Annotated in this window: 10 protein-coding genes; 9 read left to right on the plus strand and 1 reads right to left on the minus strand. The window is 76.5% G+C overall.

The features are described 5' to 3' along the window. Nucleotides 1-68 precede the first annotated feature (68 nt). Nucleotides 69-2,423, minus strand: a complete 2,355-nt coding sequence (locus AC5FZL_RS09990; RefSeq protein ID WP_493618436.1) for a DEAD/DEAH box helicase — start codon at nt 2,421-2,423, stop codon at nt 69-71. Between the two features lie 158 nt (nt 2,424-2,581). On the opposite strand from AC5FZL_RS09990, the gene AC5FZL_RS09995 reads away from it, so the two are divergent. From AC5FZL_RS09995 to tmk, 9 genes are all read left to right on the plus strand, one after another. Then, complete coding sequence (locus AC5FZL_RS09995; RefSeq protein ID WP_493618437.1) at nt 2,582-2,938, plus strand: STAS domain-containing protein; 357 nt, start codon at nt 2,582-2,584, stop codon at nt 2,936-2,938. A 19-nt stretch (nt 2,939-2,957) separates the two neighbouring features. Next, nucleotides 2,958-3,380, plus strand: coding sequence for an ATP-binding protein (locus tag AC5FZL_RS10000; RefSeq protein WP_493618438.1), 423 nt, complete (start codon nt 2,958-2,960; stop codon nt 3,378-3,380). A gap of 141 nt (nt 3,381-3,521) precedes the next feature. Then, complete coding sequence (locus AC5FZL_RS10005; protein WP_493618439.1) at nt 3,522-6,065, plus strand: sodium-translocating pyrophosphatase; 2,544 nt, start codon at nt 3,522-3,524, stop codon at nt 6,063-6,065. A gap of 101 nt (nt 6,066-6,166) precedes the next feature. Next, a complete protein-coding gene (locus AC5FZL_RS10010; protein ID WP_493618440.1) occupies nt 6,167-7,699 on the plus strand; it encodes a DUF7059 domain-containing protein in 1,533 nt (510 codons plus the stop codon). After that, the gene (locus AC5FZL_RS10015) at nt 7,696-8,577 is read left to right on the plus strand and encodes a phosphatase PAP2 family protein (protein ID WP_493618441.1); all 882 of its coding nucleotides are present in this window, start codon (nt 7,696-7,698) and stop codon (nt 8,575-8,577) included. The genes AC5FZL_RS10010 and AC5FZL_RS10015 overlap by 4 nt, the downstream gene beginning before the upstream one ends. 76 nt (nt 8,578-8,653) lie before the next feature. Next, the gene (gene topA / locus AC5FZL_RS10020; protein WP_493618442.1) at nt 8,654-11,446 is read left to right on the plus strand and encodes a type I DNA topoisomerase; all 2,793 of its coding nucleotides are present in this window, start codon (nt 8,654-8,656) and stop codon (nt 11,444-11,446) included. Nucleotides 11,447-11,486: 40 nt separating this feature from the next. Next, on the plus strand, nt 11,487-12,122 hold the full coding sequence (gene sigK / locus AC5FZL_RS10025; protein WP_493618443.1) for an ECF RNA polymerase sigma factor SigK: 636 nt from the start codon (nt 11,487-11,489) through the stop codon (nt 12,120-12,122). Then, nucleotides 12,119-12,868: an anti-sigma factor gene (locus AC5FZL_RS10030; RefSeq protein WP_493618444.1), complete on the plus strand. Its 750-nt coding sequence runs from the start codon at nt 12,119-12,121 to the stop codon at nt 12,866-12,868. Before sigK ends, AC5FZL_RS10030 begins: the two co-directional genes overlap by 4 nt. A gap of 61 nt (nt 12,869-12,929) precedes the next feature. Beyond that, nucleotides 12,930-15,059, plus strand: a 2,130-nt coding sequence (gene tmk, locus AC5FZL_RS10035) for a dTMP kinase (protein ID WP_493618445.1), incomplete at its 3' end; no start/stop codon positions are given.

The raw sequence follows: 15,059 nt of genomic DNA on the forward strand, positions 1-15,059 counted from the left end.
GGGAGAAAAGGGATAGCTTGGGGCTGGCGCTCGCCGGCGCCCGGGCCGGTCCGGCGCGCGGGGGCCGCTCAGGCGGCGGGCGTGGAGGCGACCGGGCGGCCGTCCTCGTCGGCCGCGGCGAGCGTGGCCGTCAGCAGCCGCAGCGCGCCGGCCTTGTCCAGCGGCTCGTTGCCGTTGCCGCACTTGGGCGACTGCACGCACGAGGGGCACCCCGAGGCGCACTCGCACGCCGCCACGAGGTCGGTCGTCGCGCGCAGCCACGTGGCGGCCACGGCGAAGCCCCGCTCGGCGAACCCGGCCCCGCCGGCCGCGGCGTCGTGGACGAACACGGTGGGGACGCCGGTGTCGGGGTGGAGGTCGGTCGAGACCCCGCCGACGTCCCAGCGGTCGCAGGTCGCCACCAGCGGGAGCAGGCCGATCGCGGCGTGCTCGGCGGCGTGGGCGGCGCCGGGCACGCCACCGGGCTCGACCCCGTGCGCCTCGAGCAGCTCCGGCGGCAGGGTCCACCACACGGCGTGCGTGCGCAGGGTGCGCGAGGGCAGGTCCAGCGGCTCCTCGCCGAGCACGGCACCGGTGGCGGCCCGCCGCCGCAGGAAGGAGGTCACCTGGCTGGTCACCTCCACCGTGCCGGTGCTGAGGCGCACCGGCCCCCAGTCGCGCCAGCGGTCCTCGGCGAGGATGCGGACGTCGGTCACCTCGCGGGCGGAGGTGGTCCAGTCGACCTCCTCGCGGTGCAGCAGCGCGACGTGCTCGGCCTCGTCGAGCGCCTCGACGAGGTAGCCGGCGCCCTGGTGCAGGTACACGGCGCCGGGGTGGACGGTGTGGTGCGCCGCGCCGGCGTCCACGCTGCCCAGCACGCGCCCGGTGCCGGACTCCACCAGCCGCACCGGCTCCCCGCCGGTGCCCCGCAGGTCCGCGAGGTCGCTGGCCCGCTCCCGGCTCGTCCAGAACCAGCCGGCCGGCCGCCGGCGCAGCAGCCCTCCGGCCACGAGGTGGCGCAGCACCGGCTCCGCCGACGGGCCGAAGAGCTCCAGGTCGGCGGGCACGAGCGGCACCTCGGCGGCGGCCGCGCACAGGTGCGGGCCCAGCACGTAGGGGTTGTCCGGGTCGAGCACGGTGGACTCCACCGGGGCGCCGAAGACCGCCTCGGGGTGGTGGACGACGAAGGTGTCCAGCGGGTCGTCGTCGGCGACGAAGACGGCGAGGGCGTCCTCACCGGCCCGCCCCGCCCGACCGGCCTGCTGCCACAGCGACGACCGCGTGCCGGGCCAGCCGGCGATGACGACGGCGTCCAGGCCCGAGACGTCCACGCCCAGCTCCAGCGCGCTGGTGGAGGCCACCCCGAGCAGGTCGCCGCTGCGCAGCCGCGCCTCGAGGGCGCGCCGCTCCTCGGGCAGGTAGCCCGAGCGGTAGGCGGCCACCCGGGCGGGCAGCCGGGGGTCGACCTCGGCCAGCGCCCGGCGGGTGGAGACGGCCACCGCCTCGGCGCCGCGCCGCGAGCGCACGAAGGCGACGGTGCGGACGCCGTCCACGACGAGGTCGCCCAGCAGGTCGGCGGTCTCCGCGCTGGCCGAGCGGCGCGTGGGGGCTCCGTGCTCGCCGAGGCCGGGCAGCAGCGGCGGCTCCCAGAGCCAGAACCGGGTGGCCCCGCGGCGGGCGGTGTCCTCGGCCACGGCCTCGACCGGCACCCCGACCAGCCGCGAGGCGCTCGTGGCGGGCTCGGCGGAGGTGGCCGAGGCCAGCACGAACACCGGGTGCGCCCCGTAGGAGGCGGCGACCCGGCGCAACCGGCGCAGCACCGCGGCCACGTGGGAGCCGAACAGCCCGCGGTAGCGGTGGCACTCGTCGACGACGACGTAGCGCAGCGACCGCAGGAAGCTCGCCCACCGGGCGTGCCCCGGGAGCAGCGAGCGGTGCAGCAGGTCCGGGTTGGTGAGCACGTACGAGGCGTGGTCGCGGACCCACCGCCGCTCGCTGGACGGGGTGTCGCCGTCGTAGCTGGCGGCCCGGACGCCGGGCACGTCCAGGGCGCGCACGGTCGCGAGCTGGTCGGCGGCCAGCGCCTTGGTGGGGGACAGGTAGAGCGCGGTCGCCCCGCGCCCCGTCGGCGCCGCGGCGCCCTCGGCCACCGCGGTCAGCGCGGGCAGGAGGTAGGCCAGGGACTTGCCCGACGCCGTCCCGGTGGCCACGACGACGTGGCGGCCGTCGTGGGCCGCCTCGGCCGCGCGCACCTGGTGCTCCCACAGGGCGCTCACGCCCGACCGCTCCAGGGCGGCGCGCAGGGCGGGGTCGGTCCAGGCGGGCCACGGGGCGGTGGTGCCCTCGCGCGCCGGCACGCGGTGCTCGTGCAGGACGCGCTCGCGCCGGCCCGGCGCTGCGAGCAGCCGCTCGACCGCGGCGTCCAGGCTGCTCACCGGGCCCATCGTCGCACCCGCGCGGTGATCGGGCCGGGCGAGCGGCCCCGGCCGCCGCCCCGCCCCGCTCTCGTGGCCGGAATCACAGGGCGGTGGTTGAATGCCATCGATCGCGGTGGTGCCGTCCAGGGCCCCCCGCAGCCGTCGAGCGAGTTCGAGGAGTGCGCGTGGACCTGTCCGTCACCAGCCGTGAGCAGGGCGGTCGCACCGTCGTCGAGGTCGGGGGGGAGATCGACGTCTACACCGCGCCGGTCCTGCGCGAGCGCCTCAACGACCTGGTCGGCGAGGGCCGCCACCACCTGATCATCGACATGGAGAAGGTCGACTTCCTGGACTCCACCGGTCTGGGGGTCCTCGTGGGCGGGCTCAAGCGCGTGCGCTCCCACGACGGGTCCCTGCACCTGGTGTGCACCCAGGAGAAGATCCTCAAGGTCTTCCGGATCACCGGTCTGACCAAGGTCTTCCCGATCCACCCCAGCGTCGAGGAGGCGGTCGCCGCCTCCAGCGGCGGCGCCGGCGCCTGAGCGCGCGTCGACGACTCCCGTGAGCGCCTCTGACGAGTCCGTGCTGGCGCAGGCCCAGCCCCTGCACAGCACGGGCCCGGTGCTGCTGCGCTTCACCGCCCTCCCCGAGCACGTGCGCACCGCGCGCCTGGTCGCGATGGCGGTCGCCCGCCGCGCCGGCCTCGGCGACGGCGCCCTGGAGGGCGTCCGCCTGGCCGTGGGCGAGGCCTGCGGCCGGGCGGTGCAGCGCAGCGAGTCCGCGGGCGCCACCGAGCTGGTGGAGGTCGAGGTCTCCGCCAGCGGCCGGTCGCTCGTCATCGAGGTCCGCGACGGAGCGGGTGACGACGGCATCGAGACCGAGGACGTCGCCCTGCTCCTCATGGCGGGGCTCGCGGACGACGTCGCCGTCACCGCCGGACCGGGCGGCCCCGGCGGCAGGACGCGCCTGACCTGGCGCGTGTGACCGGCGCGTCACCGGCGCGTCACCGGCGTGTGTGATCGCCGACACAGGCGTCTGCGTACACTCCGCCCCGACCACTGATCCCTCCGAACGGCGCTGCGAGGCCGCCCGGGGGGCCACGCCTGGCCTCGTCGAGGAGGACGGATGCTCGGGCAGTCGAGCGGAGCGGTGCTGACCGCCGCAGCAGACCCCGCGGCCGAGGCCGCGGCGGTCCGAGGCGGTGACCTCGCGATCGTCGTGGTCGTCGCGGTGATCGCCCTGGCCGGGCTGGTGATGGCCTTCGTGTTCCGCCGCCAGGTGCTGGCGGCCGGCGAGGGCACCCCCCGGATGCAGGAGATCGCCAGCGCGATCCAGGAGGGTGCGAGCGCCTACCTGCGGCGGCAGTTCCGGACGCTGGCGATCTTCGTCGTCCTCGTGTTCGGGATCCTGTGGCTCCTGCCCGCCGAGGACGGCGTCAAGCTGGGCCGCAGCGTCGCCTTCCTCTTCGGCGCGCTGTTCTCCGCGACCATCGGGTACCTGGGCATGTCCCTGGCCGTGCGGGCCAACGTCCGGGTCGCCGCGGCCTCGCGCGAGGAGGGCGGCCGCGCCGTCGGCATGCGCCTGGCGATCCGCACCGGCGGCACCGTGGGCATGGCGACCGTGGGCCTGGGCCTGCTGGGCGCCGCCCTCGTGGTGATCATCTACCGCGAGGACGCCCCGGGCGTGCTCGAGGGCTTCGGCTTCGGCGCCGCCCTGCTGGCGATGTTCATGCGCGTCGGCGGCGGCATCTTCACCAAGGCCGCCGACGTCGGTGCCGACCTCGTGGGCAAGGTCGAGCAGGGCATCCCCGAGGACGACCCCCGCAACGCCGCGACGATCGCCGACAACGTGGGCGACAACGTGGGCGACTGCGCCGGCATGGCCGCCGACCTGTTCGAGTCCTACGCGGTCACCCTCGTGGCCGCCCTGATCCTCGGCCGCGCCGCCTTCGGCGACGAGGGCCTGGTCTTCCCGCTGGTCGTCCCGGCGATCGGCGCGCTGACCGCCGTCCTGGGCGTCTTCCTCATCCGCGCCCGCGACGGCGAGAGCGGCCTGGCCGCCATCCAGCGCGGCTTCTACATCTCCGCGGTCGTGGCCGCCGTGGGCTGCGCGCTCGCGGCCTTCCTGTACCTGCCCGACTCGTTCGCGGACCTCACCTCGATCTCCGCGGCCGGGGCCGAGGCCACCGGCGACCCGCGCTTCCAGGCCGCGGCGGCCGTCGTGGTCGGCATCCTGCTGGCGGTCGTCATCCTCTGGGTGACGGGCTACTTCACCGGCACCGACTCCCGCCCGACCCAGGACGTCGCCCGCACGTCGCTGACCGGGGCCGCCACGGTGGTGCTCTCCGGCATCGGCGTGGGCCTGACCTCCGCGGTCTACACGACCCTGATCATCGCCGCGGCGGTGCTGGTCTGCTTCCTCATCGCCGGTGGCACGGTGACCCTCGCGCTCTTCCTCGTCGCCCTGGCCGGCACCGGCCTGCTGACGACGGTCGGCGTCATCGTCGCCATGGACACCTTCGGCCCGGTCAGCGACAACGCCCAGGGCATCGCCGAGATGTCCGGGGACGTCGACGAGGCCGGCGCGCAGACCCTCACCGAGCTCGACGCCGTGGGCAACACCACCAAGGCGATCACCAAGGGCATCGCGATCGCCACCGCCGTCCTGGCCGCCACGGCCCTCTTCGGCTCCTTCACCAACACCGTGCTGGACGCCGCGCAGAACGCCGCGAACGTCGCCGGCACCCAGCCGTCCGCGTTCGCGCTGCAGGCCCTGGGGCTCGGCCAGACCCTCTCCGGCGAGATCGGCGTGGGCATGGTGACCATCCCGTCGGTGCTCGTCGGGCTGCTGCTCGGCGCCTCGGTGGTCTTCCTCTTCTCCGGGCTCGCCATCGACGCGGTGACCCGGGCGGCGAGCGCCATCGTCTTCGAGGTCCGCCGCCAGTTCCGCACCCGTCCCGGGATCATGGACGGCACCGAGACCCCCGAGTACGCCCGGGTGGTCGACATCTGCACCCGCGACTCGCTGCGCGAGCTGGCCACCCCCGGCCTGCTCGCGGTGCTGGCCCCGGTCGTCGTGGGCTTCGGCCTGGGCACCGCCGCGCTGGCCGGCTTCCTCGCCGGGGCGATCGGTTGCGGCGCCCTCATGGCGGTGTTCCTGTCCAACTCCGGCGGCGCCTGGGACAACGCGAAGAAGATCGTCGAGGACGGCCACCACGGCGGCAAGGGCTCCGACGCCCACGCCGCCACGGTGATCGGCGACACGGTCGGCGACCCGTTCAAGGACACCGCCGGCCCGGCGATCAACCCGCTGCTCAAGGTGATGAACCTCGTGGCGATCCTCATCGTCCCCGCGGTGGTGACGCTGAGCATCGGCGACGACGCCAACACCCCGGCCCGGCTGGCGATCGCCGGCGCGGCGCTCGTGGTGGTCGTCGTGGCCGTGTGGGTCGCCAAGCGCCGCCCGACCGGGATCGACGAGTCCGACGACGACCTCGACGACCTCGGCCCGCACGACCTCGACCCCGAGGGCGACGCCGTCCTGGAGCCGGTGGGCACGAGCACCGGCACGACCACGGGCACGGGCACGAGCGCCGGGGCCAGCACCGGCGCCACCGCCGGGGCGAGCACCCTCGGCGACGTCCGGGACGAGGGCCGCGGCACCGTCTGACCGGCCCGCACCTCGACAGGGGCGCGCTCCTCCCGCCGCGGGGGAGCGCGCCCCTGCGCCGTCCCCCTGGACGTGAGGGAGGACCACGTACCGTGCCGGTCGTGCCTCCGCCGCCCCGCACCGACGCCGCCCGCACCGCCGCCCTGCGCGCCGACCTCGAGCGGGCCGGCTGGACCGTGGACGCCGTCACCGGCCTGCTCGGTCCGGTGGCCGCGGGAGCGCTGCTGCGCGACCAGCCCCTCCCGGCGCAGCGGGCGCTGTCCGGCCCGGGCGCCGTCGACGATCCGGTCGCGGTCCTAACCCGGCTGTTCGTGCTCGGCGCCGAGGTGCCGCGCTCGGCGCTGGACGCCGCGCTGCCGGCCACCGGCACCACCGGGGCGGCCGAGGCGGGCCTGGTCGAGGCCGCCGGCGCCGGCCACGAGGACGCCGTCCGGGCCCTGGTGGACCTGCGCCCCTACGCCGCCGTCGACGCCGGGGGCCAGGCGCACTGGTGGCTCGCCTCCGACCTCGGCGAGGTGGCCACCGGGGGGCCGCTGGCCACGGACCACGTCCTCGGCGTGGGCGGGGCCTCGACCACGCTCGCCCAGCTGACCGTGCGCACCCCGGCCGAGCGGGTGCTGGACGTCGGCACCGGCAGCGGGGTGCAGTCCCTGCACGCCTCCCGCCACGCCGCGTCGGTCACCGCGACCGACACCTCGGCCCGGGCCCTGGCCTTCGCCGCCTTCAACGCGGCGCTGTCCGGCGTCGACCTCGACCTGCGCCGGGGGAGCCTCCTCGAGCCGGTGGCGGGCGAGCGCTTCGACCTCGTCGTGTCGAACCCCCCGTTCGTCGTCACCCCGCGCACCGCCGCGGTCCCGGGCTGGACCTACCGCGACGGCGGCCTGGTCGGCGACGAGGTGGTGCGGCGCCTGGTCACCGGCCTGGGCGGCGTCCTGGCCCCCGGCGGGAGCGCCCAGCTGCTGGGGAACTGGGAGCACCGGGCGGGGGAGGGCTGGACTGACCGGGTGGGGGGCTGGCTGGAGGCCTCCGGCCTGGACGGCTGGGTCGTGCAGCGCGAGGTCCAGGACCCCGCCGAGTACGCCGAGACCTGGATCCGCGACGGCGGGCAGCGCCCGGGCCCGGACTTCGACGCCCTGCTGGGCGCGTGGCTGGACGACTTCGCCGCCCGCGGGGTGGAGGCGGTCGGCTTCGGGTTCGTCGTCCTGCACGCCCCGACCGACGACCGCCCCCGCTGGCGGCGCCTGGAGGAGGCGACCGGGCCGCTGCGCGCGCCCCTGGGCACCCACGTGGCCGACGTCCTCGCCGCCCGCGACCTGCTGGCCGCCACCGACGACGAGGGCCTGCTGGCCGCGCGGCTCCGCGTCGCGGGCGACGTCACCGAGGAGCGGCACCTGCGGCCGGGGGACGCCGACCCGTCGGTGATCCTCCTGCGCCAGGGCGGCGGCCTGGGCCGGGTCGTCCCGGTGGGCACCGCCCTGGCGGGGCTGGTCGGGGCCAGCGACGGCGAGCTGTCCGTGGGGCAGATCGCCGGGGCCCTGGCGGCGCTGCTGGAGGTGGAGGCGGCCCCGCTCGTCGCCGAGCTGCTGCCGCAGGTGCGCGACCTGGTGGCAGACGGGCTCCTGGTGCCGGCGTGAGCCCGCGGTGGCGCGCCGCCGCGGGAGTGCTCTTCGCGCTGGCGTGCGCGGTCGGCGTCGGGGCCCTGCACCGGGTCTTCGTCGCCACCCGCCGCGGCCAGCTGGTCGACCAGGCCACGCTCGCCGGCGGCGCCACGGGCCGCCGGTTCACCCTCGAGTACGCCGACGCGGTCCTCGACGTCGTCTCCGGCCTGGCGGTGCTCCTCGTCGTCGCGCTCGTCGTGGTCATCGGGCTCGTGCGGCGGCGGGTCGCGGTGGCGGCAGCGGCCGCCGTCCTCGTGCTCGGGCCGACGGTCACCACGCAGGTGCTCAAGCGCTGGGTGCTCGACCGCGCCGACCTCATCGGGGAGCCCGGGCCGGGCAACAGCCTGCCCAGCGGCCACACCGCCTTCGCGGCGGCGGTCTCGGTGGCGCTGCTCGTCGTCGTGCCCACCCGCCTGCGCCCCGCGGTGGCCGTCGCCGGCGCCGCGTACACGACCGCCACCGGGGTGGCGACCCTCGCTGCGGGCTGGCACCGGGCCAGCGACGCCGTCGCCGCCGTGCTCGTGGTCGGCGCCTGGGCCGCGCTGGTCGCGGTGGTCATGCCGGCTCCGGAGGAGGAGCAGTCCCCGGCCGACCGCGGCCGCACGAGCGGGCACCGCCCGGCGCTCGCGGTGCTGGCCGCGGGCGCGGTGCTCGGCGCCCTGGGGGCGCTGGTCGTCGTGGCCGTCCTCGCCTCCCGGGTGCCCCCGCTGGCCGAGGGCCGCGGCGAGCTGGCGCTGGCCTACGCCGGCGGGGCGGCCGGTGTCGCGGGGGCCGCGTGCGCCGTCCTGCTGGCCGCGATGGTGCTGCGCCGACCGCTCGCCCGTCGCGTCCACCGCCCCGGGTCGGTGGCCTGAAGCGGGCCGCAGACGGGTTACCGTCTGGGAGTCCGCTCCGGGCTCGCCCCGGTCCCCGTCCCGGAAGGCACCCCTCGTGGCCCGTAGCTCCACCGACGCCGCGCCGCGACGCCTCGTCATCGTCGAGTCGCCCGCGAAGGCGCGCACCATCGCCGGGTACCTCGGCGACGGGTACGAGGTCGAGGCGAGCGTGGGGCACATCCGCGACCTGCCCCAGCCCTCGGAGCTGCCGGCGGAGATGAAGAAGGGGCCGTTCGGGCGGTTCGCGGTGGACGTCGACAACGGCTTCGAGCCGTACTACGTCGTCGACGCCGACAAGCGCAAGAAGGTCACCGAGCTCAAGCGGGCGCTGAAGGACGCGGACGAGCTCTACCTCGCGACCGACGAGGACCGCGAGGGCGAGGCCATCGCCTGGCACCTGCTGCAGACGCTGCAGCCGAAGGTGCCGGTCAAGCGGATGGTCTTCCACGAGATCACCCGCGAGGCGATCCAGCGGGCGCTGGACGACACCCGCGACATCGACACCCACCTGGTCGACGCCCAGGAGACGCGGCGCATCCTCGACCGCCTCTACGGCTACGAGGTCTCCCCGGTGCTGTGGCGCAAGGTGCGCGCGGGCCTGTCCGCCGGCCGGGTGCAGTCCGTGGCGACCCGGATGGTCGTCGAGCGCGAGCGCGAGCGGATGGCGTTCGTCTCCGCCGGCTACTGGGACGTGCGGGCGCAGGTCGCCGCCGCCTCGGACACCGCGCGCGCCGAGGCCTTCCGCACCCGCCTGGTCGCCGTCGACGGCGCGCGCGTGGCCACCGGCCGCGACTTCACCGACACCGGCGAGCTCACCGCCCGCGCCGCGGACGTCGTCCGCCTCGACGAGGAGGTGGCCACGGCCATCGCCGCGGGCCTGCGCAGCACCGCGCTGGCGGTCCGCAGCGTCGACACCAAGCCCTACACGCGCCGTCCGGCCGCGCCGTTCACGACCTCCACGCTGCAGCAGGAGGGCCAGCGCAAGCTGCGCTTCTCCGCCCGCCAGACCATGCGGGTCGCGCAGACGCTGTACGAGAACGGCTTCATCACCTACATGCGCACCGACTCCACGGCGCTGAGCCAGCAGGCGCTCACCGCGGCCCGGGCGCAGGCGGGCGAGCTGTACGGGCCGGAGTACGTGCCCGCCAAGCCCCGCGTGTACGCCTCCAAGGCCAAGAACGCGCAGGAGGCGCACGAGGCGATCCGCCCCGCCGGCGACTCCTTCCGCACCCCCGCGCAGGTGGCCGGCGCGCTGCGCGGCGACGAGTTCCGCCTCTACGAGCTGATCTGGCAGCGCACCGTGGCCAGCCAGATGGCCGACGCCCGCGGCTCCACGGCCACCGTCCGCCTCGGCGGCGCCGTGCCGGTCGTCACCACCGCGGGCGAGAGCGCGCGCGACGTCGAGCTGTCGGCGTCCGGCACCGTGATCACCTTCCGCGGCTTCCTGGCCGCGTACGAGGAGGGGCGCGACGAGGAGCGCCACGGCGGCGAGGGCGAGGCCGAGAGCCGGCTGCCGCAGCTGGAGAGCGGCCAGGCGGTCGACGTCCTGGGCGCCGAGGCCGAGGGCCACGAGACCTCCCCGCCGCCGCGCTACACCGAGGCCAGCCTGGTCAAGGCCCTGGAGGAGCGCGGCATCGGCCGCCCCTCCACCTACGCCGCGACGATCGCCACGATCAGCGACCGCGGCTACGTGTGGCGCCGCGGCAACGCCCTGGTGCCCAGCTGGATCGCCTTCGCGGTGGTGCGCCTGCTCGAGGACCACTTCCGCTACCTCGTCGACTACGACTTCACCGCGTCGATGGAGGACGACCTCGACCGCATCGCCGGCGGCACGGAGGACCGCGCCGCGTGGCTGGGCCGGTTCTACTTCGGCGGTGGCACCGGCGTGGCGGGCGGCACCGGCGCGCCCGGCGGCCCGGGCCAGGACAGCTCCCAGGGCCTCAAGCCGCTGGTGGACGACCTGGGCGACATCGACGCCCGCGGGATCAACTCCGTCGAGATCGGCGAGGGCATCACCCTGCGGGTGGGGCGCTACGGCCCCTACCTGGAGGCCCCGGCCGAGGTCGAGGGCGGCGACCCGCAGCGCGCGGCGGTGCCCGACGACCTGGCGCCGGACGAGCTGACCGTCGAGCGGGCCCGCGAGCTGCTCGCCACCTCCGGCGACGGCGAGCGCGAGCTCGGCACCGACCCCGACACCGGGCGCACGGTCGTCGCCCGCGCCGGCCGGTACGGGCCCTACGTCACCGAGGTGCTGCCCGAGGACGCCCCGAAGTCGGCCAAGCCGCGCACCGGCTCGCTGTTCAAGACCATGCAGCTGGAGACGGTGACGCTGGACGACGCCCTGCGGCTGCTGTCGCTGCCGCGCGTGGTCGGCACCGACCCGGCGACCGGCGAGGAGATCACCGCGCAGAACGGGCGGTACGGGCCCTACCTCAAGCGCGGCACCGACTCGCGCTCGCTGGAGGGCGAGGAGCAGCTCTTCGACGTCACCCTCGAGCAGGCGCTGGAGGTCTACGCCCAGCCCAAGCGCGGGCGCGGCGCCCGAGCGGTGACGCCGCCGCTGCGCGAGCTCGGCACCGACCCGGTCAGCGGGAAGGCGGTGGTGGTCAAGGAGGGCCGGTTCGGCCCCTACGTCACCGACGGCGAGACCAACGCGACCCTGCGCAAGGACGACCCGGTCGAGACCCTCACCCCCGAGCGCGCGGCCGAGCTGCTGGCCGAGAAGCGCGCTCGCGGGCCGGTGAAGAAGACCCGGGCCGCTGCGGCCAAGAAGCCCGCGGCGAAGAAGCCGGCCGCCAAGAAGCCCGCCGCGAAGAAGACCGCGGCGAAGGCCTCCCCGTCCAGCTGAGCGAACTCGCTGCCGGGAACGGCAATCCTCCGGAGGTCCGGTGTCGAACGCAGTAGGGAGTGAAGACGCCGCTCCCCAGGACAGCGACGAGCGAGGGCGGTGGCGGCGTGCGGAGCGACCCGTCGACCCGCTGGCTCCGGTCATGGCCCGCGTCGCCCAGGGCGACCGCGAGGCCTTCGCCGAGGTCTACGACGCGCTCGCGCCCAAGATGCTCGGCCTGGCGCGCGCCGTCGTGCGCAACCACGCCATGGCCGAGGAGGTGGTGCAGGAGGTGATGCTCGAGGTGTGGCGACAGGCCGCCCGGTTCGACCCCGCCGCCGGCAGCACGTCCGCGTGGGCCCTGACGATCGCGCACCGGCGCGCGGTGGACCGCGTGCGCTCGGTGCGCTCGGCCGAGGACCGCGAGGACCGCGCCGTGGCCGGCGAGGCGGTGCGCGAGTACGACTCCGTCGCCGAGGACGTCCTCCAGCACGAGGACGAGCAGCGCGTGCGCGCGGCCCTGACGGGTCTGACCGACCTCCAGCGGGAGGCGGTCGTGCTGGCCTACTGGGGCGGGCACACCTCGGCGGAGATCTCCCAGCGGCTGGGGGTGCCGGTGCCGACGGTCAAGACGCGCCTGCGCGACGGGCTGATCCGGCTGCGCACCGGCCTGGCGGGCCTGGAGGGGACGGCATGAGCGAGCACGACCTGACGGCCGCGTACGCCGCCGACGCGGTGACCCCCGACGAGCGGGCCCGCGCCGAGCAGCACCTCGCCGGCTGCGCCGCCTGCCGCGCGGAGCTGGCGGTCGTGCGCGAGGGGCTCGCCGCCCTGGCCGGCGCCGTGCCGGTCCAGCCCCCGGCGCACCTGCGCGAGGCGGTCCTGGCGCGCCTGGACGAGGTGCCCCAACTGCCGCCGGTGCGCACCGCCGAGGCGACCGTGGTCGACCTGGCCGAGCGCCGCCGAGCGCGCTGGAGCCGCCCGGTCGTGGCGCTGGCCGCCGCGGCCGCCGCCGTCGTGCTGCTCGGCGGCGCCGCCCTGGGGTGGACGGCGGTGCAGTACCGCGCCGACCGCGACCAGGCGCGCGCGGTCGCGGCCGACCTCGGCCGGGTCGTCGCGGCGCCGGACGCCGTGACGGTCGCGGCCTCCAGCGGTGCGGACGAGCAGTGGGCCGGCACCCGCCTCGTGGTCTCGGTGGAGCAGCAGACGGCGGTGCTCCTCGACACGGGCGCGGCGCCCGCGCCGGACGGCCGCACCTACCAGCTGTGGCTGCTGCGCGACGGCGAGCCGGTGCCGGCCGCCACCTTCGACGCCCGGGACGACGACCCCGCGGTGCTGCGCGGGGACATGGCCGGCGTCACCGGCGTGGCGGTCACCGTGGAGCCCGAGGGCGGCAGCACCGAGCCGACCACCGAGCCGGTGGCCCTCTACCCGATGACCTGAGCACGGGCCGGCCCCGTGGCGGAACCTCCTCGGTGTCAGGTGGCGCCGCTACCCTGGCCGGGTGAGCACGGTCGGCAGCAGCGCAGCGCCCGCGACGACCGCCGGTCCTGACCACGGCGTCCGCGCGGTCCTGGCCATCAAGCCCTTCCGCGACCTCTGGCTGTGCCTGGGCCTGTCCAGCCTCGGCGACTGGCTCGGGCTGCTGGCCACCGTCGCGATGGCGCGGCGGTTCGGCGAGGAGTCCTCCTACGCCGCGGCGAACCTGACGGTGGCCGGCCTGCTCGTGCTGCGCCTGGCCCCGGCGATGCTCTTCGGCCCGCTGGCCGGTGCGGTGGCCGACCGGTGGAACCGCAAGACGACCATGGTCGTCGGCGACCTCCTCCGGTTCGCGCTCTTCGCGTCCATCCCGCTGGTGGGCACGCTGCAGTGGCTGCTCATCGCCACCCTGCTGGTCGAGGTCGTGGGCCTGTTCTGGACGCCGGCCAAGGACGCCACCGTCCCCAACCTCGTGCCGCGCGAGCGCCTCGAGGCGGCCAACCAGCTCGGGCTCGTCGTCACCTACGGCACCGCCCCGATCGCCGCCCTGCTCTTCATCGGCCTCGCGCTGCTCTCCGGGGCGCTCACCGGGCACGAGGACACCCTGGCCCTCTACGCCAACGCGCTGACCTACCTCGTGGCGGCGCTCGTCGTCTGGCGCCTGGCGCTGCCTGCGCGCCTCCCCGCCGCCGAGGGCGCCCGACCGGTCGGCCTGGGCCGCAGCATCGTCGACGGGTGGCGCTTCGTGGCCGCCACCCCGCTGGTCCGCGGGCTCGTCGTGGGCATGCTCGGGGCCTTCGCGGCCGGCGGGTTCGTCATCGGGGTCTCGCCCACCTACGTGGCCGACCTCGGCGCGGGCTCGGCGGGCTTCGGGCTCCTCTTCGGGTGCGTCTTCACCGGCCTGGCGCTGGGCATGTGGACCGGCCCGCGGGTGCTCGCGGCGCTCGTGCGCTGGCGGCTGTTCGCCCTGGCGATCGTCGGCGCCGGCCTCACCCTCGTGCCCCTGGCGCTGGTCCCGAACATCGCCGTCGTCGCCCTCCTGAGCATCGTCGTGGGCGCCTGCGGCGGCGTGGCGTGGGTGACCGGCTACACCCTGCTGGGCCTGGAGGTCGCCGACGACCTGCGCGGCCGCACGTTCGCCTTCGTCCAGTCCGCCGCCCGCGTGGTGCTCATCAGCGTGCTGGTGCTCGCGCCGGCCCTGGCCGCGGCCTTCGGGCAGAACAGCCTGCCGATCACCGACACCGCCAGCCTCGACTACAACGGCGCGGCCCTGACCCTCCTGGTGGCCGCCGTCCTCGCGACCGGGATCGGCGTCCTCGCCTACCGGCAGATGGACGACGGCGCCTCCGGCCCGCTGCGGGCCGACGTCGTCCGGGCCTGGCGGCTGCGCCACTCCGCGCCCCCCGAGGCGCCTCCGCGGCGCACCTCGGGCTTCCTCGTCGCCCTGGAGGGCGGCGACGGCACGGGCAAGACCACCCAGGCGCGGGCGCTGCAGCAGTGGCTCGGCGAGCTGGGCCACGAGGTCGTGCTCACCCGCGAGCCGGGAGCCACCGAGGCGGGCCGCGCGATCCGCGAGGTGCTGCTGCACGGGGGCGCCCTGGCGCCGCGCGCCGAGGCCCTGCTCTACGCGGCCGACCGCGCCCAGCACGTCGCCGAGGTCGTCCGCCCGGCGCTGGAGCGCGGCGCGCTGGTGATCACCGACCGCTACGTGGACTCCTCGGTCGCCTACCAGGGCGCAGGGCGCATGCTCGTGGGGGAGGAGGTGGCCGCGCTGTCCCAGTGGGCGACGCAGCGCCTCCTGCCCGACCTGACCGTCGTCCTCGACCTGCCGGCCGACCGCGCCCGCGCCCGCCTGGGCGACCAGCTCGACCGCCTGGAGGCGGAGCCGCTGGAGTTCCACGAGGCCGTGCGCCAGCGGTTCCTCACCCTCGCGCGCCGCACCCCCCGCCGCTACCTCGTCATCGACGCCGACGCCGCGCCGCAGGAGGTCGCCCGCCGGGTGCGGGAGGCGCTGGAGCCGCTGCTGCCGCCCTCCCCGCAGGAGCTCGCGCGGCGCGAGGCCGAGCGGGCCGAGGCGGAGCGGTTCCGGCTCGAGGCCGAGCGGGTGCGCGCCCAGGCCGAGCAGGACGCCCGCGAGGTCGAGGCGGCCCGCCGG

The sequence above is a fragment of the Quadrisphaera sp. DVD1 genome, assembly GCF_058932755.1.